This is a genomic window from Dokdonia sp. R78006, assembly GCF_042466145.1.
In the GTDB taxonomy this organism is placed as follows: Bacteria; Bacteroidota; Bacteroidia; order Flavobacteriales; family Flavobacteriaceae; genus Dokdonia.
Genome location: NZ_JAXHBU010000001.1, coordinates 1,068,485 through 1,092,651, shown reverse-complemented (window position 1 = coordinate 1,092,651; position 24,167 = coordinate 1,068,485). Strand labels below are relative to the sequence as shown.

Sequence of the window (24,167 nt, the reverse complement as noted above, 5' to 3'; positions counted from 1 at the left end):
GGTTGTTTTATTCCCCAATCTCCAGCAAACTATCCCATTGCGTTGTATATCTAGGGCTGCGCTCTTCTTTGATGAGTTCCCATTCCTTGTTACTTTTTGTGGTGCCAGATAATCCCGCAGAAACGGTAGACTTCCCGTAGCGATTGTTTATTGCGTCAAAGGCTTTTATGAGCCGTTTATCTCCTGTTGCTTCGGGCATAAATAGATTACCTTGTACTTGCTCCTCTGGGATGAGGCCTAAGAGGTCTACTCCTACTTTTTTATACTTAAAGCCTGGCTTGTAGATTCGCTTTAAAGCTTTCTTAGCTTCTACTATGAGTATGAATGTATCATTTGTGGGCACCGATAAGGTTATAATGGTCTTGTCTGCGTGTTGCACATCATTTGTGCTGTGGTAGTTTGTGGTGAGATAGATACGCAGCTGTGTACAGCAACATTTCTGGAAACGTAGCACCTCGCTTACTTCGCTTATATAATACGCACAAGCCTCCTCAATTTGAGGAAGATTATCCAGTTTTTTACCAAAGGATTTTGCGGTACCTATTGCTTTTTTCTTTCGCGGAAGCGTATCAAAAGGAATACATGATTCTCCATTGAGTTCGCGCCAGAGCCGCTCCCCTATTACCGTCATTTCTTTGCGTACCCACGCTAGCGGCAATTGTGTAAAATCATAAGCTGTAAAAACACCCACATTTGCCAGGCGTTCTACATGCTTTTTACCAAGTCCCCAGACATCTTTTGTTTCGGCCCATTTGAGGCATTCTATACGGCGTTCTTCGGTGTCCATGACAAAGACATAATTAAAGCGTGCTATCTTCTTTGAAATTCTATTAGCGAGTTTAGCTAGGACTTTAGTAGGTGCAATCCCTACGCCTACTGGCACTCCTGTGCGTCGCACAACGGCATCTTTAATTTGGTGCCCATATGTTTCGAGGTTTACGTGGGTAATACCAGATAGGTCTACAAATGACTCATCTATACTATACACCTCAACGGCTGGTGAGAAGTCTCTGAGCACATTCATCACGCGATCAGACATATCGCCGTACAGCGTATAATTAGATGAAAATAAGGTTACATCATTTTGCGCTAGCAGTCCCTTGATTTTAAATAGTGGATCGCGATAAGGAATGTGTGTGAGCGCCTTTGCTTCTTTATTTTTTGCGATAATACAACCATCATTATTGCTAAGTACAGCCACTGGTCTTCCTCGTAAATCTGGACGAAATACTTGCTCGCACGAGGCGTAGAAGCTATTACAATCTACCATTGCAATCATAGCGCCTTGTGAATTATGTAGCTTATCATTCCCCAGAGTTCCACCGTTTTATTGGTGTTGATTCTCTGTACATCAAAACCGTCTGGAGTTATTACCAAAGCAAGCTTGCCCTGACTAGGATTCAAAGCTCTATCTATAATTAGAACATCTTGGTCTAGAATATTATATTCCTTCCACGTATCCCCCTTTACGCGTACAAAGAATGTCGCATCTCGAGAAGAACTGAGCTCTTTATTGAGATCAATCATGGGCTCGCGATAGTGCGTCGCGGGACTGGGGAAACCAGTTTGCAAAGATCGATTACCTGCATAATCTTCTTTGGCTCTTTTTACTTTATGAGGTTGTAATTCGTTCACACTACAAATTTATGGATATATTCCTATTAAACGTATTTTATCCATAATTTTATGTGCTTTTTTGCTTTCGCGAAAGCGTAATACTACCACACAACCTATTTCAATTCTACTATCTTTGCCAGCCATGCCACACACTTACCCAAAAGCCGAAAAATTAAAGTCTAAAAAATTGATAGACACTCTTTTTATTGAGGGAAGGTCTGTCAAGTCTTTTCCGCTTAGGATGGTTTATATAGAAACCCCACTATCTACTGATGCTTACATGGTCCAAGCTGGAGTCTCTGTATCCAAGCGTAATTTTAAGTTGGCCGTTTCTCGCAATCGCATAAAACGCTTAATGCGAGAATCATATCGTTTACATAAAGACCTTATAGATACAAAAGGCACGACATTTGCGATGCTTATTTTATATACAGGCCAAGAGGAAGTCCCGCAAGCAGTTCTTCATAAGGCAATGGTCAAACTTATAAAACGTTTTAACGATGCGACAGCTACTACTACTTCTTAGTTTTTTACTCATTCTTTCATGTGAGAATGCTAATAACGGTACTTCTAGCACCAGCGAACCAGGACTAGCTTACGAGTCTTATGATGATATGGAGATTGATGAAATAGTACTTGAAGAAACTGCTCCAGATACTCAAGCCACTGCACAAAAAATTATCAAAACAGGAAATCTACGTTTTGAAACTCAGGATATGGCGACAACGCACGCACATATTCTTACAGTTATAAAAAAGACTGAAGGATATATACAGAATGATAATTCTGGTAAAGAGAGCTACGGCGGCGTTTTTCAAAATCTTACCGTACGTGTTCCTACTCGTAATTTCCAGATGGCACTTGATGAGATTTCAAAAGGTGTAGCACATTTTGACGAGAAGACTATCTCTCAAAAAGACGTTACAGAAGAGTTTGTAGACCTCAACGCCCGCCTTAAAGCAAAGCGAGCGCTAGAAGACCGTTACATCAACTTACTTTCTAAGGCAAAAAATGTCAAGGAAATGCTAGAGATAGAAGGCGAACTCGCAGAAATAAGAGAAGAAATAGAAGCAAAGCAGGGAAGACTTAAATATCTACAAAGCCAGGTCTCCCTAAGCACTCTACACATACATTTTTATAAGAACGAGGTGGCGACTAAGGTCACAAACTCCTATGGTTCAAAAATGATTAATGCCCTTAAAAGTGGCTGGAACGGCGTTTCAGTATTCTTTTTAGGTTTGTTGCATCTTTGGCCGTTTCTTATCTTGTTAAGTGTAAGCACGTTTTTTGTGCGTCGCTGGATAAAAAAGAAAGATAAATAATATACGTACGCTTTCGCGAAAGCGTTATACTCACAACTACGGTCTACTATAGATATAAAAGATTATGAAAAAGAAAATATTCATCCCCATCATTGCGGTTGCGATTGGTATAGGAACGGTAAGTTTTAAAAGTGACTTTTTTGAAATTGCAAAGCAAATCGAAATTTTTACAGAGCTTTTTAAGGAGCTTAACATGAATTATGTAGATGAAACTAACCCTGCAGAATTGATGGATAGCGCAATAGAAGGGATGCTGGCAGATCTTGATCCTTATACTAAATACTGGACTGAGCAAGAGGTTGAGGATGCCAAAATAAACCGTTCTGGAGATTACTCTGGAATAGGAGCAACGGTAAGAAATGTAGATAATAAAATGACCATTGTTGAACCTCGTAAAGGATATCCAGCAGATAAAGCAGGATTAAAAGCGGGTGACAATATCCTTAAAATAGGAGATATCACCGTTGCAGATATGGACGGAGATGCAGGAGATTTATTAAAAGGAGCTCCTAACAGTGAAGTAGTCATCACTTATGAACGTCAAGGAAAAACGAATACCACTACGATAAAACGCTCTTCTGTAGAGATTGATGCGGTTCCGTTTTCAAAATTAATTGATGGAGATACTGGGTACATCGTACTTACTACTTTTAGTAAAAAAGCATCAAGCCAAGTGAAGGATGCACTCGTAAGTTTAAAAACGGATGGGGCAAAAAAAATCATTCTAGATCTACGCGGTAATGGTGGTGGATTACTAAGTGAAGCTATCAATATTTGTAATCTATTTTTACCTAAAGGATCTCTTATTACTACGACAAAGTCTGTTGTTAAAAAGTATAATAAAACCTATGTAACCCAGCAAGAACCGGTGGATATTGAAATACCACTCGTAGTGCTCGTAAACGGTAGATCTGCCTCTGCATCTGAAATTGTATCTGGTGGTTTACAAGATTATGATAGGGCAGTGGTAGTGGGAGCAAGAACCTTTGGGAAAGGCCTTGTACAGCGTCCTAAGCCTCTTACTTATGGGACTTCTGTAAAGATTACGATATCGCGATATTACACGCCTTCTGGACGTTGTATTCAGGCATTAGACTACTGGAATCGTGATAATGATGGTAATGCCGTGCGTACGAATTCTGAAGATTATAACGAGTTTAAAACTAAGAACGGCCGTAAGGTTTTTGATGGTGGTGGTGTACAACCAGACATTCAAGTATCATCTGCAAAGCTTAGTCCTGTGACTACGGCGCTACTTAAGGATAATGCCATTTTTGAATACGCTACAGATTATTATTATAAGCATCAATATAGCGATATGAGCGAATTCTCATGGTCTCAAGCTGATTTTAGTGATTTTAAAAGCTTCTTGACACGTACAGGTTTTAACTATGAGACCGAGACTGAAAAAGCATTTGCAAAAGCGCTTCTTCAAGCAGAGAAGGATGATCTTAAAAAAGAAGTACAATCTGCATACTCACAACTAGACAATGCTATTGCACAAGCCAAAAATAAAGCGATAGATGAGCGTCAAGAAGAGATTCAAAATTTACTGATTGATGAGATTGTAAAACGATACTTCTATCGTGACGGACTGTATGAATACCAGCTTATTAACAATACAGAAATTAAAGAAGCGACTACTGTGCTCAATGATAGTAAACGCTATAGTAAGATTCTAAATTATTAAATTTTTTGCCTTACATATTGCATGTTACCTCTGTGTACTTTCTGCAAGTGCGCAAGTAGATCGCACTCATGAAACCTTTTTTGACACCGATAAATCGGCGCTTATTAAAACGGAGTTAGCGTCTTTAAATCGCTTTATCGCGTCGCTGCCTAAAGATAAAATAGAAGATATATCTATTTATGGCTATTGTGATGATCGTGGCACAGATGCCTATAATAAACGTCTCTCGCAAGATCGCGCAAATACCATTAAGGACATTTTTATGTTGCAAGGTGTTGCAGACACAATTATCAAAAATTCTGATGGAAAGGGAGAGCTTTTACTCACCAGATTAGATGATGCGGGAAGTGAGATACAACGTAAACTTAATCGAAAAGTAGAGATTATCGTTTCTCTAAAACAAGCCCGCAAGGCTACTCCAGAAGAAGTAGAAGTGGCTGAAGAAATCACGACTAAAATAGATCGCTATAAAAACTACGAGGAAGACACGATAGCCAAAGGAGATCGTATTTTGCTTAAAAACATCCTCTTTAAAACCAACTATAGCTACATACACGGGAAGTCATACAATGATTTAAAAAAGCTAGCCAAATACTTAAAAGAACATCCAGAAATCATATTTAAGATTCAAGGTCATGTATGTTGTGTAGATCATGGTCGCGATGGTATCAATCTTAAAACTGGCAAACGCAATCTCTCTGAAGCAAGAGCAAAGTTCATTTATGATTATCTAGCAGATCAAGGAGTTGCAAAAAAACGCATGCGTTATCAAGGTTTTGGAAGCAGATTTCCACTAGGTGGTGACCCGGCAGATGATAAGCGTGTGGAAATTTATGTGACTTATATCAAGAAGGTGAAGCCTAAGAAGTAGTTGTTACAGTCCTTCATTTTCAAGCTCATAATACATCAGTTCTTCGTTTTCTAGATCTATATTTTTTGTAAAGCTAAGGCCTAGTTTTTCTAGTAATTTTCGGGAGGCGATGTTACTTTCCATGGTAATGGCCCCTAGTGTAGGTATCTTAAATATATTGAAGGCGGCGTTTTTTAAGCAAGTTGCAGCTTCATATGCATAGCCGTTTCCTTCAAATTTTCCTAAAAAAGAAAAACCTATATCTACACCATCTAGACCTTCTCTGTCATAGAGACCACAGCAGCCTAATTTTTCATTATCAGCCTTTCTAATCACCGTATAATTGCCATAACTAAGACGTTCGTACTGTGGAAGCACTTTTGTTTTGATATACGTTTGAGCCTCTATAAGATTGTGTACATTTCTATCGCCTATAAACTCAAGCCATTTAGGCATATTGAGTAATTCAAGAAATAATGGAGCGTCATCTACTGTAGTAGGTATGAGTAATAATCGCTCTGTTTCAAAAGTTTTGAGAGTCATCATTATAACTTTTTATTAAACGTCTTACGATTTCGCGAAAGCGTAACTCAACCATATAATTATCTCAATAATTATACGTTGTTTTTATGTTCTGATCATCACAATGTGAGGAATCCCATCTTCTAGATATTCTGGTCCTTGTTCTTTAAAACCTAGGTTGTTGTAAAAGCTTTTTAAGTACTTCTGTGCAGATATTTTTATAATGCGCTCATCGTAGTATTTATGCACGGCTTCTATAGATGCATTCATAAGATCATAACCGTACTTAAAGTTTCGCTGGTTTTCTTTTACAAGAACGCGACCTATACTGGCTTGATCAAAGTATGCACCTGGTTTGAAAATACGTGTGTAAGCAATGAGTTGGTCATCTTTATAACCTAGAACGTGTACCGCTTTGTCATCTTTACCATCTATATCTTGGTACACACAATCTTGTTCTACAACAAAAACCTCAGATCTGAGCTGTAGTATGGCGTATAACTCGTCTCTACTTATAAACTCGTACTTCTTTATAATAAAATGAATGGCAGCTTCTTCCATATGTATATCGCGCAGCGAATTTTTTTAAGTTATTTACAAGCTATCTTATCTACGCGTCTTTGGTGGCGTCCGCCTTCAAAATCTGTTGCGAGAAAAGCTTTAACCATGTCTAGTGCTTGATTTTCTGAAGTATATCTGGCAGGAATTGCTATTACATTTGCGTTGTTATGCTCACGTGCAAGCACTGCAATTTCTTTAATCCAACATAATGCTGCTCTTACACCTTGATGTTTATTAACAGTCATGGCAATACCGTTACCACTACCACAAATTACAATCCCAAAATCTGCCTCACCCTTTTCTACATCGCTAGCGACAGGGTGTCCAAAGTCTGGATAATCAACACTTCCATCATCGTTTGTGCCGTAGTTATTAACGGTATGTCCAGCTTCTTTTAAAAAATTTACAATAAGATTCTTATAACTGGTTCCTGCGTGGTCGTTACCTATAGAGATTTTCATAGTACGTTTGTTTTACACATCAAAGTTAAGGAATAGCATTCTCGTTTTATAAATAAGTGGTAACGTGATATCCTTCTTATATGAACAATAAGGTGAGTGATAGCTCTTAACTACATTATGGTATAAAGCACGACAATTGTTAATAACGTTAAGTGACTAATATGTAGTTATTTAACTCAATATTTACATAGTGAATTATCATAATTAGGGACTAAATATTCCAATTCTAGACTATTGTTAATAACCCTTGAATACCTGTTGATAGCGTTTGTCAATAACTTTTGACGGTAAATGATAACTCTACTTGCAGATTAAGATTAAAAAAACAATACTAGACTTAGTGTACACGAACCAAATTTTTCTTTGCTTAATAGTGATCAATTTTATGAGCACAAAAAGAGCCGATTTTTAATAAGTTGATAACTCGACTTATGAGCAATTTGTAATAATCTATGGTTATCAACATTTGTTAACAGTGATTCATAAACCTCATGTTTTCAGTAGAAAAACAATATCATAACTGTATGATAAGGTGTGAACAACTATCAAAAAGTGATATTTACAATATTCCTTCTTAAAAGTTATACCGCTATTCACAGTATATAATAAGCAACATTATTTTTTAAAATTTTAAAAGAAAACAAATGATATATATATATATGTGAATAACATCTAAAATTTAAAAAATTGAATTCTGTAAAATGAAAGCTCTCTTTAGTCAATTGAATGAAAAAATGGGAGTGACTACTTATGATTATCCTGAAGTGATTTATTTTTATAAACGTAGTACTTGACTTTCTGTATACTTGAAAAGAAAAATACTAGAAAGATGAAGGCATGAGTATATGCTTCTATCTTTTGTAAAAAAGAAGAAGGAATCGTTTTAAAAGAAAAGCTTAAATGAAATTTATGAGTGGTAAGAAACTCCTTTCGTTGTAGCAGGTGCTGTAGTATGACGGCTATTTGTTTCCTCTTCAAAAGCTGCATTGATATATACCACAGCAACGATTACCCCTACTAAGAATATAGCAAGGAGCAGAATCGTGTTTTTATGTATTAATTTGGAGGTATTCATAGTTGTCATCTACTTAAAGACGTAATAAAAATCAAAACGTTACAGCAAAATTAAGATTTTATTAAGATAATACTAATATTTTGTTAAAATTAGAGTGTTAAACTTTAGTATAGATCTTGTTAGGGTTGTGAGACTGTGTAAAAACGGTATAAGAGTTGCATTAGATATTATATCTTTAAAGTACGCTTTCGCGAAAGCTATAAAAACAAATTAAAGTATACAAAACGTTACTAAACCTTAAATTTTTAACATAAAAGCTATAGTTGAGCTTTTTAGGACTAATTTTGTGACAGAAATAAAATAGATGAATAGCAAGAAGAGAAGGAGAGGACCAGGAAAAATATCAAACCTCTCAGAAAGAATCGTTAGAATATTAAAAGACGATCACCAAAAAACCTACAATTACAAACAAATAGCGGCCAAACTTGATGTAGACGATCCATCCAGCCGCAACCAAATTATCAAACACTTACAACAACTTAAGGCCAAAGAGCAGATTATAGAGGAAGAACGCGGCCAGTTTAAGATTGCTTCAAATAAAAATTACCACACTGGAATTCTAGATGTATCTGGAAAAGGTGGAGGTTATGTGATGGTAGATGATCTCGAACAAGACATTTATGTACCGCCGCATCACTTAAATAAAGCTTTAAATGGTGACGAAGTAGAGGTATATATTTACCGCCAGCGCCGTAGTAAGAAGCATGAAGGAGAGATTACAAAAATAATTAAGCGCAAAACTGAAGAGTTTGTAGGCGTAGTAAAACTTCAAAAGAAGTTTGCTTTTGTACTTACTTCTGAGTCAAACAAGATGTACACCGATGTTTTTGTACCGCTTAAAAAGCTGTGCAAGGCAGAAGATGGTGATAAGGTGGTGGTAACTATAGAAGACTGGCCAGATAAGGCAGATTCTCCCTTTGGAAGAATCACGAAGGTCTTAGGAAAACCAGGAGAACATAATACAGAAATACATTCTATCCTTGCTCAATATGGACTTCCATATGAGTTTCCAGAAGAGGTAGAAGAGTTTGCAAATAAGATAGATACGTCTATAAAAACAGACGAAATTGCAAAACGTCGCGACATGCGTGATGTACTCACATATACCATAGATCCTAAGGATGCAAAAGATTTTGATGACGCATTAAGTTTTCAAAAGCTGGAGAATGGTAATTATGAAATAGGAATTCACATTGCAGATGTAAGTCATTATCTCGTACCAGGAACGATACTAGATGATGAAGCTTATGAGCGTGCAACATCAGTATATCTAGTAGATAGGGTAGTACCTATGTTACCAGAAATATTGAGTAATGGCGCTTGCTCATTAAGACCTCATGAAGAGAAGTATACATTCTCTGCAGTGTTTGAAATGAAAGCAGACTCTGGAAAAATAGTAGATTCTTGGTATGGACGTACTGTAACTTATAGTGATGCCCGCTTTGCATATGAAGAAGCACAAGCAATTATAGAAAGCAGATCAAACCTCATCCCAACCGAAGTCTCTCTTACCGGAGAAGCTTATAAAGTATCTGATGAGCTTGTAGAAGCAACATTAGAAATGGATAGAATTGCTAAGATTATGCGCCGCCAGCGCATGAAGGATGGAGCTATTTCTTTTGATAAAGTAGAAGTAAAATTCAAGCTGGATGATGATATGAATCCAGAGGGCGTTTATTTTAAAACCTCTAAGGATGCAAATAAGCTTATTGAAGAGTTTATGTTGCTGGCAAATAGAAAAGTATCTGAGTTTATAGGTAAACAATCTCCTAAAAAGACATTTGTATACAGAATACACGACGAGCCTAATGATGAAAAACTAGCATCTCTTGAAAAAGTGATAGGGAAGTTTGGTTATAAATTAGACTTAAAAGATCGTAAGACTACGACCTCTTCTTTAAACCAACTTCTTACAGATGTACAAGGGAAGAAGGAGCAAAACATGGTAGATACACTTGCTATACGCACCATGAGTAAGGCAGTATACTCTACAGATAACATAGGTCACTACGGTCTAGCATTTGATTATTACAGTCACTTTACATCGCCTATACGTCGTTATCCAGATGTAATGGTGCATAGATTATTACAGCATTATCTTGATGGTGGTAAATCTGCTAGTGAAGAAGAGTATGAGCAAAAATGTAAGCACTCTTCACAAATGGAGCAGCTAGCTACAAGTTCAGAACGAGACAGCATCAAGTATATGCAAGTTAAGTTCATGCAAGATCATAAGGATGAAGAGTTTGTAGGTGTTATTTCTGGAGTTACAGAATGGGGAATCTATGTAGAGATAATCTCAAACAAGTGTGAAGGAATGGTGCGCTTAAGAGATATTAAAGGTGATCACTATGAATTTGATCAAGATAGTTACTCTGTAATAGGGCAGAAATCTGGTAACCAGATTACTCTAGGAGACGAAGTAATTGTAAAAGTAAAAGAGGCAGATCTAGTGAAGAAGCATCTTGATTTTACACTTGTGGGTGTAAAGGAAGGGTTGCATCAGTAGGTAACTTATTACTTATATTAAAGTTTAAACCATCACACTATCATAAGTGTGATGGTTTTTTTTATGCTATTGATTATTCTTAAAAGTTTAGCAAATTATTAAGAAAAAGCGCACTAATTTTGTGATCTTATAGAAGAATTAAAAATCGCTCTTCTTAACCATACTACATGTCAACATCTATAGAAAATATCGAGCTTAAATATCTTACGCTCAACGACTACGAAGAACTTAAAAGTGCAATGATACAGGCGTATTCTAATATGCCAGACATGTACTGGAATGAGAAGCAAATCACTGCACTTATTAATAAGTTTCCAGAAGGTCAAGTAGTAATTAAAATTGATGGAAAACTTGCAGGTTGCGCGCTTTCCATAAAACTTAATGAGTCTACTTTTGACAGTGTTCATACCTATGAAGAAATCACAGGTAATTATACGTTTAATACGCATAAGCCAGATGGAGATATTCTATATGGTATAGACGTGTTTATTAAAACAGAATATAGAGGTTTACGTCTAGGAAGAAGATTATACGACTACCGTAAAGAACTTTGTGAGGAGCAAAACTTAAAAGGAATTCTCTTTGGAGGTCGTATTCCTAACTACCACAAACACGCAGATTCTGTAACTCCTAAGGAATATATTGAGAAGGTAAAGCGTAAAGAAATCCATGATCCAGTATTAAACTTCCAGATCAATAACGATTTTCACCCTGCTAAGATTTTAAAAGGATACCTACCTGGTGATGAAGACTCAGGTGAGTTTGCCGTACTTCTAGAGTGGAATAACATCTACTATGAGAAAAAATCTGTTGTTGCAGCTACACAAAAGAAGGTAGTAAGACTTGGCTTGATACAGTGGCAAATGCGTTTGTATAAAGATCTTGAAGAGCTCATGCAGCAAGCAGAGTACTTTGTAGATGCAGTATCTGGTTACCGATCAGATTTTGCACTCTTTCCAGAGTTCTTTAACGCTCCGCTTATGGCAGAAAATAATCACCTACCAGTTTCAGAAGCAATACGTGAGCTCGCAAAACATACTGAGGAGATTAAAAATCGTTTTTCACAGTTAGCAATATCTTATAACATCAATATCATTACGGGTAGTATGCCAGAAGTGGTAGATGATTTACTATACAACGTAGGTTATTTATGTCGTAGAGATGGAAGTACAGAACGTTATGAAAAACTTCACGTAACTCCAGATGAGGCAAAAGTATGGGGAATGCAAGGAGGTAATAAACTGCACTCTTTTGATACAGACTGTGGTAAAATAGGAATTCTAATTTGCTATGATTCTGAGTTTCCAGAACTAAGTAGGATTCTTGCAGACGACGGTATGGATATTCTTTTTGTTCCTTTCCTTACAGATACTCAAAACGGATACTCTCGAGTACGTAACTGCGCACAAGCAAGAGCTATTGAAAATGAATGTTACGTTGCCATTGCAGGTAGTGTGGGTAACTTACCTAAGGTGCATAACATGGATATCCAGTATGCACAGTCTATGGTATTTACTCCTTGTGACTTTTCATTTCCAGCAAACGGGATTAAGGCAGAGGCTACACCTAACACAGAGATGATTCTTATTGCAGATTGTGATATAGACTTATTACGTAACCTCAACCAGTTTGGAGCTGTTAAGAACCTAAGAGATCGTCGTAAAGATTTATTTGAGTTAAGAAGAAGATAGATTTTTAAATACGCTTTCGCGAAAGCGTAACACATCTCACAAAGAACTGTTTCATAAAGAATTTGATATTAAAACAAAGAACTGTCATACTTGTAAGAGGGAAATAACTGTAGCTTTTAGAGCGCGGTTAAATCACGCCAAGGAATGGGTTTTTATATGTGAAACATGTTGCAATAAACATCGTTATAAAGAAGGTTACACCTATGGTGGAACATGGAAAGGGAAGAGGCATTAAGCTGTAAACTGTAACAACCTAGTAATTGTCTGGTCTCTATATCAAACAAAAACAATGAATATGAAATTTATATATACGATAGTAGCGCTAGTAATTACAGCAACAGCATTTGCTCAAAATCCAGTTACAAAAGACGTAGGAGATTTTACAGAAGTAAAAGTGTATGATCGCATTGTAGTAAACCTTGTAAAGTCTACCGAGAATAAAGTAATTATTACGGGTGAAGATGTGAGCCAAGTACAAGTAGTAAACAAGGATGGAACATTAAAAATCAAAATGGATCTCGATCTTATTTTTGATGGAAACAAAACCTTTGTGCATGTGCATTACAACAACCTGCAAGTAATTGATGGAAATGAAGGAGCTGTAATTACCTCAAATGAACTCATAGAACAAGACAAGATTGAGATTAAAATGCAAGAAGGTGCTCGTGTAAAAGTAGGCTTACTTGTAAAAGAAGCACATTTAAGAGCCGTTACAGGAGGTATTATAGAAGCAAGTGGTCAAGCAACCCTACAAAAGGTTAAAGTGAACACAGGAGGCATCTATGAGGGTAGAGATCTAGAAACCGAAACTGCCGAGATATTTGTACAAGCAGGAGGAGAAGTAGAGGCCTATGCGAGTAAACTAGCAGATTTAACAATAAGAGCAGGTGGAGATATAGTAATTTATGGTAACCCAGCAGAGGTGAAGCGTCGTCGTACTTTTGGAGGGCGTATCAAAATAATGTAAGCTATTATGATCATAGTGCAATCTTCTATAACAGGTTTGAAAGCACTTTAAATTATTAATCAATAGATATATACAAAGGATGTTTACATACGTAGGCATCCTTTTCTTTTTACTGTATGCTTTTGTCTAACTTTGTGTAAAGCACTTTCTATATGTTTCAAGATTTACACACGGCTATACCTCTAGGATTTTTCTTAGCGTTCTTGATAGGCCCTGTATTTTTTGTGTTACTAGAAACGGCTGCTACCAAAGGTTTTAGAGCTGCACTTACCTTTGATATAGGTGTTATCATTGCAGATATCGTGTTTATAGTAGTTGCATATTTAAGTAGTTATCAACTACTAGAAAATTTAAGCAACCAGCCAGGGCTTTATGTTTTTGGAGGAGCGATATTAATTGTATACGGACTTACCATTTATCTTAAAAAACCTACCCGAGATGCACTTGATCCCAACAGAGCCAAAGTTAAGAAAGGTGGTTATTTACAGCTATTTATAAAAGGATTTTTGCTCAACTTTATCAATATAGGAGTACTTGTTTTCTGGTTAGGAATCTTAATAATTGTAGGTCCTACGGTAGAGAATGATGGTGACCGTTTACTAGGTTTCTTTATAGGGATGATAGGTGCTTATCTCGTTACAGATTTAGGTAAAATAATACTCGCAAAGCAACTTAAGCGTTACCTCACACCACGCAGAATTTTTAAAGTAAAAAAGGTTTTAGGTCTTATTCTTATTTTCTGTGGTCTTGTACTGGTAACAAAAGGTTTTGTTCCTTCAGATGAGTTTAATATCCAGCAAGAGATGGAACGTTTTCAAGAGATTCCAGAAATCAAGCCAGACACCATCCATTAATTAAGTCTTTACAATAGAGAACAAAAAAAAGGAACTCCGTTAGAAGTTCCTTTTTGAGGTGTCGAGCGGATTCGAACCGCTGTAGATGGTGTTGCAGACCATTGCCTAGCCACTCGGCCACGACACCTTATGTGGGTGCAAATATAGGAATAGTACTGACAAATATCGAAATGAGATATTCTTTTTTTTCTTTATAAATAATACAAATTCTTTTTACGAATTTTTAACTCGTTTTACCTCTGAGAATAAAGGTATTAGCGTACTCGAGTACGCTCTACAGTAACCATCTCTACATCTCCACCTATAGGAGGATTTACTTTTGATACTGCAACCGTAGCTAGCTGTATAAGAGCTTCTTCCTTAAAAAATCGGACTAAAATACGCTCGCACACTACTTCTAGTAATGCAGAAGGAATTGCCATTTCTTCTTTTACAATGCGGTTAAGTAATACATAGTCTACCGTGTCTGCAAGTTTATCTGTTTGTGCACTTTTTGATAAATCTGCTTCAATCTCTACATCTACTCTGTAGTCTGATCCTATGGCAGTTTCCTCAGAAAGACAGCCGTGGTAGGCGTAGGCACGTATGTTTGTTACTCTTATTTTTCCCATGATATGGTATTGTTTATAAGTGTCCAAAGTTACAACTCAAAACATGATTTTGCATTTTTAAAACACGAGGTTTAATCTTGTCTTATCCTCCAAACAAATCAAAAATGTTACTAAGTGCTCCAGTTTTGGCCTTGTAAAACTCCGTGTATGAGCAATTTTTACATGTTACTGTGCTGTACTTTTCTGTTTGCATATTGAGCAATTTTGTTAGAAAACTACCAGTAGCACGCATTTCGCCTATTTTGTAAGTATGGTTTTGGCATTTTACGCAAGTATAATTAAGTGGTTTCATAGTGTATTGTTGTTGTCTAATATGAGTGTCTATTTTTAAAAAATGTTACACAGTGACAGTTTAAACCTCATAAGCCAGTTATAAAGAAGAATTTTTGATACTATGCTTGGTAAGAGAGTTACCTAGCACAATGGTTTGTATGAATGCTTCTGTATAATGATTTCAAGTTTTCGCGTAAGCAATAAAAACATCAGTTAAAACACTTATTAAATCCAACTACAAATTGATTAATTTTACCCTTACAATCATACATCATGACAGAGGATAATAAATCATTGAATTTTCTAGAACAAATTGTTGAAGAAGACCTTAAAGGGAGCTATTCTAAAGAGGATTTGCGTTTTCGCTTTCCACCAGAACCTAATGGGTATTTGCATATAGGTCACTGTAAGGCAATCTGTATAAGTTTTGGGCTAGGGGAGAAGTACGGGGCACCGGTAAACTTACGTTTTGACGATACTAACCCAGCAAAAGAAGAGCAAGAATATGTAGATGCTATCAAGGAAGATGTTTCTTGGTTAGGGTATCAATGGGATAAGGAGTGTTTTTCAAGTGATTATTTCCAGCAGTTATATGATTGGACTGTCCAGCTTATTAAGGATGGAAAAGCTTATGTAGATTCTCAATCTAGTGAGGCAATGGCAGAGCAGAAGGGAACACCTACACAACCTGGTGTGCCTGGACCTTACCGTGATCGCACGGTAGAAGAAAACTTAGACCTTTTTGCTAGAATGAAAGCGGGTGAGTTTAAGGAAGGAGAGCATATTTTACGTGCAAAAATTGATATGGCGCATGTAAACATGTTAATGCGTGATCCTATTATTTATCGTGTGTTGCACAAAGATCACCACCGTACAGGTAGTGACTGGTGTATCTACCCTATGTATGACTGGACACATGGAGAGAGCGATTATATAGAACAGGTAAGTCATAGTTTATGTTCGCTTGAGTTTAAGCCTCACAGAGAACTTTATGATTGGTTCTTAGACCAAGTATACTCTGGTGAGGATTTACGTCCTAAGCAGCGCGAGTTTGCACGTCTTAACCTCAACTATACAATTATGAGTAAACGCAAGTTGCTCACACTAGTAGAAAAAGGAGTTGTATCTGGATGGGATGACCCACGTATGCCTACTATTTCTGGACTGAGACGTCGTGGTTATACAGCTGCAGCAATACGTAATTTTATAGATGCAGTAGGAGTTGCAAAGCGTGAGAATGTGATTGATGTTGCATTGTTAGAATTCCACATTCGTCAGGATTTAAATAACATTGCTCCTAGAGTAATGGCAGTATTAGATCCAGTAAAACTGGTGATTACTAACTATCCAGAAGGGCAAGAGGAGTGGCTAGATGCAGAGAATAATCCAGAAGATGAGGCTGCTGGAGAGCGTAAAGTACCTTTTAGTAGAGAGTTGTACATAGAACGTGAGGATTTTAAAGAAAATGCTGGAAACAAGTATTTCCGCCTTACTACAGATAAAGAAGTACGTTTAAAAAATTCATACATCATTAAAGGTGGTGAGGTTATCAAAGATGAGAACGGAGTTATCACAGAGATACACTGTACTTATGATCCAGAGAGTAGATCTGGAAGCGGTACAGAAGCTTCTAAGCGCAATGTAAAAGGAACACTACACTGGGTTTCTATTGCTCATGCGATTAAAGCTGAGGTACGTTTATTTGATAGACTATTTAGTGATGAAAATCCTGATGGTCATGAGGATAAAGACTTTATGGAATTTATAAATCCTAACAGCCTTACTACTATTACTGGATATCTTGAGCCAAGTCTTAAAGACGTTGAGGTAGGGGATATATTCCAATTCCAGCGCAAGGGATATTTTAATGTAGATAAAGAATCTACAGCAGATCACCTTATTTTTAATAGAACGGTAGGTTTACGTGATTCATGGGCAAAAGTGAAGCCTAAACAAGCACAAGGTAACACGCAAGGTCAAGCAAAACCACAGCAACAGCAAAAAGCTTCAGCTCTTAGTACGATTAATAAACTAGGTAAGAAACTTGCAAATCTACCAGAAGATAAACGTATTGCGGCTGTTGCAGATATACAAAAGTTAGCAGCGAGTTTAACAGAGGATGAGGTAAAAGGATTCTTTAATACTTCGGCAAAAAAGGTGGGTACTCGTATTGCGGGTATTGAGAGTTTGTACGCTTTCGCGAAAGCGCAAAACAAAACTATTAATGACATTGAAGGAGCCGAAGCATTTGTTGAAAAGGCAAAAGAAGATAGCAACGAAATATTACAAGATGCAGCGTCTAGATTTTAATACATAAATGAAAAGCAAATGCCGATTAAATTAGTTTTTAATCGGCATAGTGTTTTTTAGTATTGATTGGTCACAGTATATTCGTACGTAGAAGATTATACCTTTTTTTAATTAATTAATGGTGTGACAAAAACTAATCAATTAACTATTTATGAAAAAATTATTACTAGTCACTTTTGGTTTAATTATGAGTATTCACACTGTGAGTGCACAAGATAAACTATGGGAAAAGAATCTTAAGGAAGAGCTTTACAATGTAAGCTGGATTAAACAATCTAATGATGGTGTTATTATTGCTGCTGGTGATAAAGGACTTTTAGCTCTTAATAATGTTACTGGTGAAACCTTATGGCATAATAAAGAATTGAAGGCTGTTGATAAAAACACGTTTTTTGCCATAGAGGGTCTTCCTATTATTTACGTTGAGTATACGCCTATCTTAGGCAATATAAGAGGTCTATTACTCAACTCTAGTACTGGAGATATACTTTTTGATACTAAGGATGAAGGGTATAAAATTAGAAATTTTACTACGATACCAGAAAAGGAAGCTATTTTCTTTGAACTTCTTGATGGTCCTGAGCGTTACTTTATGTCTTTTAGCTTAAAAACTTGGAAGTCTCAATGGGTAACGGCACTGGGGAAATCTAAAAATTTATTAAAGAAATTTACAAGAATATCTATTATTGATAAAGGTCCCTTTTTCAATAAAGAAGGTAATATCATCATAAGTATTAAAGATGAAATATTTACAATAGACGCCGTTACTGGTGAGATGTTGTGGCAATATAAGGGTGATAAAAAAATAAACGCTTTAGTATATTCAGATGTTAATAATAGTCTTTACGTAGGTATTAGAAAATCAAAAAGACTTATTGTTCTTAATCCTTCTACTGGTGAAGATATAACACCAGGAAAATTAAAGCTTCGTGGTACATTAATAGATGTGCGTCAAGATAATGGGAATCTTATCCTTGTAGAAACAGAGGGCTTCAACATTATAGACCCAAAAACAAACGAATTTACTTGGAAAAAGAGTTTTAAAATTGAATTTCTCGATGAAGTGATTCCTAATGAGCAAGGTTATATCGCTATCGGTAAAGATGAAGATGATGGTACAATAGCTCTTGTAGATCGTGAAGGTGATAAGATCTGGAATAGCAAAGTAAAAGGGTATGCATATTATGTAACACCTACAAAAAAAGGGGTATTATATGTCTCAACAGAAAGATCAAATATTCTTGATTTTGAAGATGGTAAAGATGTTTGGAAAAGAGATGTAAAATTTAGAACCATACCAGCAGTAACTTATGATAATCAAGAAGATAAAGTGGTTCTTTTTGAAAATGGCAATGGTTATAAGTTTGATCTTACCACAGGAGATATTAATCTTTTTGCAGAAGATATTGATCTGGAAGCGGTAAAAAGAAAAACGCCCCTAGTTGCAGAGTATGTGCCAGGGGCAGGTTATTTATTACAAACAGACCAGCATATGTCTTTATTAGAACCATCTGGAAATTTGAAATATACAGATTACTATACACCACCATCTAGTCTAGGAGGATTTGTAGGGTTAGCGCAATTGGGATTAAATATTGCAGGAGTAGACTTAGATATACAAGGATCTATGGAGAACATAAGTATGCTTTCTTCGCTATCTAATGGCGCATATAGAACAAGAGGTGATCAATCTGATGTTACCTCAAATACTGATTCTGTTGTTGGATTATATATAGGTGATGAAAATTCTGTAGATGGTGATCTTAGTACTTATTACAAGGTTTTTGAAATAACAAAAACACGTTATTTTAACTCAAAATCTATTGATTCTCATAAATTTATAGTTGCAAAAATCAAAAAGGAAACAGGTTCTCAGCATTATATTTATATGATAAATAAGGCCACAGGTAAACGCGATAAACAAATTGAACTCTTAGACAAAACACCTAATTACTTTATAGATGAAGTAGATAATGTTGTTTTTGTAAATGAGAAGAATAGAGTTATATCTGCTTACCAATTCTAAGCTAAAGATTTTAATATTTTTAAGTTAATAGCCCTCTAAATTTTAATTTAGAGGGCTATTAGTTTATAATTAAAGTAAGATAATTTAACAGTATTTTAGATTAAAGCTTAAATTTATCTAGATAAGAGACTACTTTTAACAAAGATTGTGAGTTGGTTAAAGAGATATTAACCGGTTATTAACGGAGAAAAGAAACATATCAAAATATCTTTACACTCAACCAATTATTAATATAAAATAGAATCATATGAGTAAGTCAAGTAATACATTGTTAGCGTTAGTTTTAGGTGGTGCAATAGGTGCAGCAGCAGGAATTTTATATGCTCCAGAAAAAGGAACTAAAACAAGAAAAGATCTTTCTAAGAAAGCTAAGAAAGAGCAGGATAAATTAGTAAAGCAACTTAAAGAAACAAGAAGCTCGCTTACAGATAATGCTCAGAAAGCTAAGTTAACTTTTGAAGAAAAGTTAAACGACTCTATTTCAACAGCGAGTCATAAAGCAGATGATGTAATCTCAACTTTAGAAACAAAACTAGCTGAGTTACGTGTACAAAATGCAAAACTTCAAAAAGATGCTGTAGTAGATAAAAATGTTGCCAAAGTGGAGAAAGCATTATCATAAGCCAAAAGAAACCAATCAGATATGGCTTTTGAAAAGTTAACAAATAACTTAAAAGGACTAACAGACAACGGGCAGGAATATGCCAAAGTCACTGCAGAATACTACAAACTAAGCTTGTTCAAAAATGGAATGAGAGGATTAGTAAGTGGTGCAAACTTAGCTTTGAGAGCAACTTTTGGTCTTATAGCAATGATGTTCTTTTCTATAGGTCTTTCGATTGTGATAGGGGATTCTTTAGATAGCTTGAGTGCAGGATTCTTTATTGTAGGAGGAATTTACTTAGTGATATTCTTTTTAGTATTTCTTTTTGCTGCAAAGCCTCTTGAAACTATGTTACTTAAGAAATATAGTAAACTAGCTTTTAGTGATGATTCACTTCCAGATGTTTCACCAGTTGCTCCTGTAGCAACTCAAAATATAAACACTGATGACCGAATATAGTAGTTTTGAACAAATAGAGCATGATCTTAAAATTCTCAAACTTAAACGACAAATAAGCGAGGAGGAGGTAAGGCTCAATATAAATGGAGCTAAAAATGGTATGAGCTCTGGATTTTCTCCAGTTTCATCATTAGGAACTCTTGTAGGATCTTTGATTCAAAAAGCAGTAGTTACAAAATTACTAGGTACTATTTTTGGCTACAAGCGTGTCAAGGAAGTGAACAAGGACGGAGATTACAAAGTGTAAAGACTTATTTTATAATTAAATAAAAACCCCAAGAACAATTTGTTCTTGGGGCTTTTTTATGAGGTCAATGGTAATTATTAATCTTCTTGAGTGTCTCCCTTCTTCTTATTAACAATACCTTTTGCTTCATTATCTTTTTTCATTTGCTCTCCTATTTGATTAGAAGCTACAAATGAAGTTATCATATCATTAAGCATATTACTTCCAGCTTGTGGTGAGTTAGGCATTAAGATTAAGTTAGAGTTAGTTTGCTCTCCCATAGATTGTAATGTGTCGTAATGTTGTGTTACAACAATAAGCGCAGATGCTTCTTGAGAATTAATCCCCACATTGTTTAGTACATCTACAGACTCTTCAAGACCACGAGCAATCTCACGTCTTTGATCTGCAATACCTTGTCCTTGTAAGCGCTTAGATTCTGCTTCTGCACGAGCTTTTGCTACAATCTTGATACGATCTGCTTCTGCTTCAAACTCTGCAGCCACTTTCTCGCGTTCTGCTGCATTAATTCTGTTCATAGCTGCCTTTACCTGCATATCTGGGTCTATGTCTGTTACAAGCGTTTTAATGATGTCAAAACCATAACTAGACATAGCCTCGTTAAGCTCACGTTTTACCGCAATCGCAATATCATCTTTACGCTCAAAAACGTCATCTAGTTTCATTTTTGGAACCTCTGCTCTTACAACGTCAAATACATAAGAAGTAATCTGATCATGAGGATTTTCAAGTTTATAAAATGCGTCATACACTTTATCTTTTACTACTTGAAACTGTACAGATATCTTAAGACGTACAAAAACGTCATCCTTAGTTTTAGTCTCAACAACAACATCAAGCTGCTGTATTTTTAAATTAATACGACCTGCAATTTTATCAAATACAGGAATTTTAAATTGAAGCCCCGAGTTACGCACTCCAATAAATCTTCCAAAACGCTCCACAACAGCGGCGGTTTGTTGCTTAACCATAAATATCCCCGAAAGGATTATAAGTATGGCTAGTACTATTAATACTGGTAAAAGAATCTGTCCCATATTGGATATTTTTAAAAATTATTGATGGTGATTATTGTAATCTTAAAGATAAGTAGCCATAATCGATAAAATGTAACACATAAACTAAAAGTTTCTTGATTGCCTGAAAGTTATTATACCTTAGAACCATTAATTAAGCATAACCTCTTTACATAATCCCCTATGAAATATCTATCACTTCTCGCTTTATTACTTGTTACGTCAACAACTATTTATGCTCAATCTTACAAGAGTAGTGGTAACTACAATCGTATAGGCCTTCAAGGTAAAGTTGCTTTGGTAGATATAGATACAAAGAACTTTGATATTCAAGGAGAAACAGGTTTTCTAGCAGGTTTTACTACTAGAGGAAATGTGTATAATAATTGGGGTATGGTTTACGGGATTGATTTTTTAAGTACTGCGGTTACAGTTCAAACAACTTCCTTAGATCAACTTACTAGTGAGGATACTCAATATAATATCATAGGTGCTCAACTTAATCTATTACTCAGTTATAATTTAATTGCAAACCATCTAGCAGTAGACATTGGACCTGCACTACTTATCAACAGTAAAATGAAGCTAGATAATTCTAGTCAAAGCACAAATATAGTAAGCGGTTATACTACTCTTACCGCAAGTGACATACAAGAAATATCTCGAGTAAATGGTTTTGGTGTCATAGGACTTACAGGGGGTTTTGAACACGTAAGACTCACGCTGCAGTACCAATATGGATTTACAAACATCCTCAATAATCTCAATAATCAAAACCTTGTAATTGATAATAATACGAGAGATTTTAAAGGTAATGCATCAATAATCGCTGCTGGAGTTGTCTTTTATTTATAAACTATCGGTAAAAAATTAAGGCTACAAATCAATGATTTGTAGCCTTAATTAATAATGTGATGTATAACAGTTATCCTAGTGTGGTAATTGCATAATCTATACGTCGTAATGTTTCTTCTTTACCAATGGTGGTAGCAATATCAAAAACATCAGGTCCTTGCATAGCGCCCACAAGTGATAATCTAAAAGGCTGCATTACTTTTCCAAAACTAAGTTCCTTTGCTACAATCCACTCTTTAAGAGCTGTTTGTGCTTCAATAGTGGTAAAGTTTGATACTCCAGATAAGATAATTTTTACCTCTTCCATGATAGCCGCTGTATCTTCTTTCCAAGCTTTCTTGGCTGCCTTTTCATCAAACACCGTTGGAGCAGTAAAGAAATAACTTCCTAGTGTCCATAAATCTTCTACAAAGATGGCGCGTTCTTTAATTAAATCAACTACGTGTGTAGTGTATTCCTCTGTAGTAGTAACATTCTTATCCTTTAAGAATGTCATAAATTGATCTGCTATAAGTGCTACAGGAGATTCTTGCATATACTGCTGCTGGAACCACTTAGTCTTTTCTGGATCAAATTTTGCTCCAGCTTTATTAACACGTTTTAAGTCAAAAGCTGCTACAAGTTCTTCTAGACTAAAAATTTCTTGCTCCGTTCCAGGATTCCATCCTAGAAAGGCAAGCATGTTTACCATGGCTTCTGCAAAGTAACCGTCTTCTCTATATCCAGATGAGATTTCTTTTGATTTTGGATCTTCCCATTGTAGCGGAAATACTGGAAATCCTAGTTTATCACCATCACGCTTACTTAATTTTCCTTTTCCTACAGGCTTAAGAATAAGTGGTAAGTGAGCAAATATTGGCGCATCCCATCCAAAGGCTCTATACAATAATACGTGAAGCGCTAGAGATGGTAACCACTCTTCACCACGTATCACATGAGTAATTTCCATTAAATGGTCATCTACTATGTTTGCTAGGTGATAGGTAGGCATCCCGTCAGATTTAAATAACACCTTATCATCTAGAATGTTAGTATCAATCTCCATAGCACCACGTATTTCATCACGTAGTTGTAATATTTCATCTTGTGGAGACTTAAAGCGGATTACATAGTTTTCACCAGCGGCAATACGTTTCTCTGTTTCCTCTTGTGATAGAACGAGAGAGTTATCTAGTTTAAGGCGATTGTGCCAATTATAGATAAAGGTTTTGCCGTTTGCTTCGTGATCTTTTCTGTGTGCATCAAGACTTTCGGCAGTATCAAATGCATAGTAAGCATTATTTGAGTCTACTAACGCTTTCGCGAAAGCGTGATATTTATCCTTACGTTCACTTTGTCTATAAGGTCCAAAACCACCATCTTTAGTAGGCCCCTCGTCATACGATATCCCGCACCAGTCTAGACTTTCACGTATATAATCTTCTGCACCAGGTACATAGCGATTTTGATCTGTATCTTCTATACGGAGGATAAAAGTACCTCCATGTTTTTTTGCAAATAAATAATTAAAAAGCGCCGTACGCACACCACCGATGTGCAATGGCCCAGTAGGTGAAGGTGCAAATCGCACCCGAACGTTTTGAGACATAGTCTTAGATTTTGTGCAAAGATACTTTTAAGCCTTTAAAAAGGCTTAACGATTACCGT

Annotated in this window: 24 protein-coding genes and 1 tRNA gene; 14 read left to right on the top strand and 11 right to left on the bottom strand. The window is 36.0% G+C overall.

Features of this window, described 5'->3' with window-relative positions:
- Window positions 1-7: 7 nt before the first annotated feature.
- Together SJY37_RS04985 and SJY37_RS04980 are read right to left on the bottom strand one after the other, a co-directional pair.
- Window positions 8-1,279 carry a Y-family DNA polymerase gene (locus tag SJY37_RS04985; protein ID WP_298323342.1) on the bottom strand — a complete coding sequence of 424 codons (1,272 nt, stop codon included), beginning with the start codon at window positions 1,277-1,279 and terminating at the stop codon, window positions 8-10.
- Window positions 1,276-1,635, bottom strand: coding sequence for a S24 family peptidase (locus SJY37_RS04980; protein WP_298323344.1), 360 nt, complete (start codon window positions 1,633-1,635; stop codon window positions 1,276-1,278). The genes SJY37_RS04985 and SJY37_RS04980 overlap by 4 nt, the downstream gene beginning before the upstream one ends.
- 124 nt (window positions 1,636-1,759) lie before the next feature.
- Between SJY37_RS04980 and rnpA the strand changes: the two genes are divergently transcribed.
- From rnpA to SJY37_RS04960, 4 genes are all read left to right on the top strand, one after another.
- Entirely contained in the window at window positions 1,760-2,143 is a 384-nt protein-coding gene (rnpA, locus tag SJY37_RS04975; RefSeq protein WP_298323346.1) for a ribonuclease P protein component, read from the top strand.
- Window positions 2,118-2,939 (top strand): DUF4349 domain-containing protein, encoded by an 822-nt coding sequence (locus SJY37_RS04970; protein ID WP_298323348.1) that lies wholly within the window; start codon window positions 2,118-2,120, stop codon window positions 2,937-2,939. The genes rnpA and SJY37_RS04970 overlap by 26 nt, the downstream gene beginning before the upstream one ends.
- A 64-nt stretch (window positions 2,940-3,003) precedes the next feature.
- Window positions 3,004-4,629 (top strand): S41 family peptidase, encoded by a 1,626-nt coding sequence (locus tag SJY37_RS04965; RefSeq protein WP_298323350.1) that lies wholly within the window; start codon window positions 3,004-3,006, stop codon window positions 4,627-4,629.
- Window positions 4,622-5,500, top strand: coding sequence for an OmpA family protein (locus tag SJY37_RS04960; RefSeq protein ID WP_379953356.1), 879 nt, complete (start codon window positions 4,622-4,624; stop codon window positions 5,498-5,500). The genes SJY37_RS04965 and SJY37_RS04960 overlap by 8 nt, the downstream gene beginning before the upstream one ends.
- A 3-nt stretch (window positions 5,501-5,503) precedes the next feature.
- Here the strand turns inward: SJY37_RS04960 and SJY37_RS04955 are convergent, their stop codons facing one another.
- The 4 genes from SJY37_RS04955 to SJY37_RS04940 all read right to left on the bottom strand — a co-directional run bounded on the left by SJY37_RS04955 (window position 5,504) and on the right by SJY37_RS04940 (window position 8,098).
- Window positions 5,504-6,025 carry a GNAT family N-acetyltransferase gene (locus tag SJY37_RS04955; RefSeq protein ID WP_298323352.1) on the bottom strand — a complete coding sequence of 174 codons (522 nt, stop codon included), beginning with the start codon at window positions 6,023-6,025 and terminating at the stop codon, window positions 5,504-5,506.
- An 81-nt stretch (window positions 6,026-6,106) separates the two neighbouring features.
- A complete protein-coding gene (locus tag SJY37_RS04950) occupies window positions 6,107-6,562 on the bottom strand; it encodes a GNAT family N-acetyltransferase (protein WP_298323354.1) in 456 nt (151 codons plus the stop codon).
- 29 nt (window positions 6,563-6,591) lie between these two features.
- Window positions 6,592-7,023: a ribose 5-phosphate isomerase B gene (gene rpiB / locus SJY37_RS04945; RefSeq protein ID WP_298323356.1), complete on the bottom strand. Its 432-nt coding sequence runs from the start codon at window positions 7,021-7,023 to the stop codon at window positions 6,592-6,594.
- A gap of 907 nt (window positions 7,024-7,930) precedes the next feature.
- Window positions 7,931-8,098, bottom strand: coding sequence for a hypothetical protein (locus SJY37_RS04940; protein ID WP_298323358.1), 168 nt, complete (start codon window positions 8,096-8,098; stop codon window positions 7,931-7,933).
- Between the two features lie 304 nt (window positions 8,099-8,402).
- Between SJY37_RS04940 and rnr the strand changes: the two genes are divergently transcribed.
- From rnr to SJY37_RS04920, 4 genes are all read left to right on the top strand, one after another.
- A complete protein-coding gene (rnr, locus tag SJY37_RS04935) occupies window positions 8,403-10,607 on the top strand; it encodes a ribonuclease R (protein ID WP_298323361.1) in 2,205 nt (734 codons plus the stop codon).
- 167 nt (window positions 10,608-10,774) lie between these two features.
- Window positions 10,775-12,298, top strand: a complete 1,524-nt coding sequence (locus SJY37_RS04930) for a carbon-nitrogen hydrolase family protein (RefSeq protein ID WP_298323363.1) — start codon at window positions 10,775-10,777, stop codon at window positions 12,296-12,298.
- Between the two features lie 295 nt (window positions 12,299-12,593).
- Window positions 12,594-13,265 carry a head GIN domain-containing protein gene (locus SJY37_RS04925; RefSeq protein ID WP_041295636.1) on the top strand — a complete coding sequence of 224 codons (672 nt, stop codon included), beginning with the start codon at window positions 12,594-12,596 and terminating at the stop codon, window positions 13,263-13,265.
- 152 nt (window positions 13,266-13,417) lie between these two features.
- Complete coding sequence (locus SJY37_RS04920; protein ID WP_298323368.1) at window positions 13,418-14,119, top strand: LysE family translocator; 702 nt, start codon at window positions 13,418-13,420, stop codon at window positions 14,117-14,119.
- A 56-nt stretch (window positions 14,120-14,175) separates the two neighbouring features.
- On the opposite strand, the gene SJY37_RS04915 is transcribed toward SJY37_RS04920, so the two are convergent.
- The 3 genes from SJY37_RS04915 to SJY37_RS04905 all read right to left on the bottom strand — a co-directional run bounded on the left by SJY37_RS04915 (window position 14,176) and on the right by SJY37_RS04905 (window position 15,022).
- Window positions 14,176-14,246 (bottom strand) — tRNA-Cys (locus SJY37_RS04915).
- A gap of 127 nt (window positions 14,247-14,373) precedes the next feature.
- Window positions 14,374-14,730, bottom strand: a complete 357-nt coding sequence (folB, locus tag SJY37_RS04910; protein ID WP_108877472.1) for a dihydroneopterin aldolase — start codon at window positions 14,728-14,730, stop codon at window positions 14,374-14,376.
- A gap of 82 nt (window positions 14,731-14,812) precedes the next feature.
- Window positions 14,813-15,022, bottom strand: coding sequence for a zinc ribbon domain-containing protein (locus tag SJY37_RS04905; protein WP_013750656.1), 210 nt, complete (start codon window positions 15,020-15,022; stop codon window positions 14,813-14,815).
- A 254-nt stretch (window positions 15,023-15,276) separates the two neighbouring features.
- Between SJY37_RS04905 and SJY37_RS04900 the strand changes: the two genes are divergently transcribed.
- From SJY37_RS04900 to SJY37_RS04880, 5 genes are all read left to right on the top strand, one after another.
- On the top strand, window positions 15,277-17,313 hold the full coding sequence (locus SJY37_RS04900; RefSeq protein ID WP_298323373.1) for a glutamine--tRNA ligase/YqeY domain fusion protein: 2,037 nt from the start codon (window positions 15,277-15,279) through the stop codon (window positions 17,311-17,313).
- A gap of 151 nt (window positions 17,314-17,464) precedes the next feature.
- On the top strand, window positions 17,465-19,339 hold the full coding sequence (locus SJY37_RS04895) for a PQQ-binding-like beta-propeller repeat protein (RefSeq protein WP_298323376.1): 1,875 nt from the start codon (window positions 17,465-17,467) through the stop codon (window positions 19,337-19,339).
- A gap of 247 nt (window positions 19,340-19,586) precedes the next feature.
- Window positions 19,587-19,961: a YtxH domain-containing protein gene (locus SJY37_RS04890; RefSeq protein ID WP_298323380.1), complete on the top strand. Its 375-nt coding sequence runs from the start codon at window positions 19,587-19,589 to the stop codon at window positions 19,959-19,961.
- 21 nt (window positions 19,962-19,982) lie between these two features.
- Window positions 19,983-20,402: a hypothetical protein gene (locus SJY37_RS04885; RefSeq protein WP_298323382.1), complete on the top strand. Its 420-nt coding sequence runs from the start codon at window positions 19,983-19,985 to the stop codon at window positions 20,400-20,402.
- The gene (locus SJY37_RS04880) at window positions 20,389-20,649 is read left to right on the top strand and encodes a DUF6327 family protein (protein ID WP_298323384.1); all 261 of its coding nucleotides are present in this window, start codon (window positions 20,389-20,391) and stop codon (window positions 20,647-20,649) included. The genes SJY37_RS04885 and SJY37_RS04880 overlap by 14 nt, the downstream gene beginning before the upstream one ends.
- Window positions 20,650-20,726: 77 nt before the next feature.
- Here the strand turns inward: SJY37_RS04880 and SJY37_RS04875 are convergent, their stop codons facing one another.
- Window positions 20,727-21,686 (bottom strand): SPFH domain-containing protein, encoded by a 960-nt coding sequence (locus SJY37_RS04875; RefSeq protein ID WP_298323386.1) that lies wholly within the window; start codon window positions 21,684-21,686, stop codon window positions 20,727-20,729.
- Between the two features lie 162 nt (window positions 21,687-21,848).
- Here SJY37_RS04875 and SJY37_RS04870 point away from each other — a divergent pair, with 162 nt between their 5' ends.
- Window positions 21,849-22,520: a hypothetical protein gene (locus tag SJY37_RS04870; protein ID WP_298323388.1), complete on the top strand. Its 672-nt coding sequence runs from the start codon at window positions 21,849-21,851 to the stop codon at window positions 22,518-22,520.
- Between the two features lie 70 nt (window positions 22,521-22,590).
- Here the strand turns inward: SJY37_RS04870 and gltX are convergent, their stop codons facing one another.
- Complete coding sequence (gltX, locus tag SJY37_RS04865; RefSeq protein WP_298323390.1) at window positions 22,591-24,108, bottom strand: glutamate--tRNA ligase; 1,518 nt, start codon at window positions 24,106-24,108, stop codon at window positions 22,591-22,593.
- Between the last annotated feature and the right edge of the window lie 59 nt (window positions 24,109-24,167).

Bases quoted from the DNA above. Each gene is read 5' to 3' on its own strand.
- SJY37_RS04985 (WP_298323342.1), bottom strand. From the start codon at position 1,279: ATGATTGCAATGGTAGATTGTAATAGCTTCTACGCCTCGTGCGAGCAA.
- rnpA (WP_298323346.1), top strand. From the start codon at position 1,760: ATGCCACACACTTACCCAAAAGCCGAAAAATTAAAGTCTAAAAAATTG.
- SJY37_RS04970 (WP_298323348.1), top strand. From the start codon at position 2,118: ATGCGACAGCTACTACTACTTCTTAGTTTTTTACTCATTCTTTCATGT.
- SJY37_RS04965 (WP_298323350.1), top strand. From the start codon at position 3,004: ATGAAAAAGAAAATATTCATCCCCATCATTGCGGTTGCGATTGGTATA.
- SJY37_RS04955 (WP_298323352.1), bottom strand. From the start codon at position 6,025: ATGATGACTCTCAAAACTTTTGAAACAGAGCGATTATTACTCATACCT.
- SJY37_RS04950 (WP_298323354.1), bottom strand. From the start codon at position 6,562: ATGGAAGAAGCTGCCATTCATTTTATTATAAAGAAGTACGAGTTTATA.
- rpiB (WP_298323356.1), bottom strand. From the start codon at position 7,023: ATGAAAATCTCTATAGGTAACGACCACGCAGGAACCAGTTATAAGAAT.
- SJY37_RS04940 (WP_298323358.1), bottom strand. From the start codon at position 8,098: ATGAATACCTCCAAATTAATACATAAAAACACGATTCTGCTCCTTGCT.
- rnr (WP_298323361.1), top strand. From the start codon at position 8,403: ATGAATAGCAAGAAGAGAAGGAGAGGACCAGGAAAAATATCAAACCTC.
- SJY37_RS04930 (WP_298323363.1), top strand. From the start codon at position 10,775: ATGTCAACATCTATAGAAAATATCGAGCTTAAATATCTTACGCTCAAC.
- SJY37_RS04925 (WP_041295636.1), top strand. From the start codon at position 12,594: ATGAAATTTATATATACGATAGTAGCGCTAGTAATTACAGCAACAGCA.
- SJY37_RS04920 (WP_298323368.1), top strand. From the start codon at position 13,418: ATGTTTCAAGATTTACACACGGCTATACCTCTAGGATTTTTCTTAGCG.
- folB (WP_108877472.1), bottom strand. From the start codon at position 14,730: ATGGGAAAAATAAGAGTAACAAACATACGTGCCTACGCCTACCACGGC.
- SJY37_RS04905 (WP_013750656.1), bottom strand. From the start codon at position 15,022: ATGAAACCACTTAATTATACTTGCGTAAAATGCCAAAACCATACTTAC.
- SJY37_RS04900 (WP_298323373.1), top strand. From the start codon at position 15,277: ATGACAGAGGATAATAAATCATTGAATTTTCTAGAACAAATTGTTGAA.
- SJY37_RS04895 (WP_298323376.1), top strand. From the start codon at position 17,465: ATGAAAAAATTATTACTAGTCACTTTTGGTTTAATTATGAGTATTCAC.
- SJY37_RS04890 (WP_298323380.1), top strand. From the start codon at position 19,587: ATGAGTAAGTCAAGTAATACATTGTTAGCGTTAGTTTTAGGTGGTGCA.
- SJY37_RS04885 (WP_298323382.1), top strand. From the start codon at position 19,983: ATGGCTTTTGAAAAGTTAACAAATAACTTAAAAGGACTAACAGACAAC.
- SJY37_RS04880 (WP_298323384.1), top strand. From the start codon at position 20,389: ATGACCGAATATAGTAGTTTTGAACAAATAGAGCATGATCTTAAAATT.
- SJY37_RS04875 (WP_298323386.1), bottom strand. From the start codon at position 21,686: ATGGGACAGATTCTTTTACCAGTATTAATAGTACTAGCCATACTTATA.
- SJY37_RS04870 (WP_298323388.1), top strand. From the start codon at position 21,849: ATGAAATATCTATCACTTCTCGCTTTATTACTTGTTACGTCAACAACT.
- gltX (WP_298323390.1), bottom strand. From the start codon at position 24,108: ATGTCTCAAAACGTTCGGGTGCGATTTGCACCTTCACCTACTGGGCCA.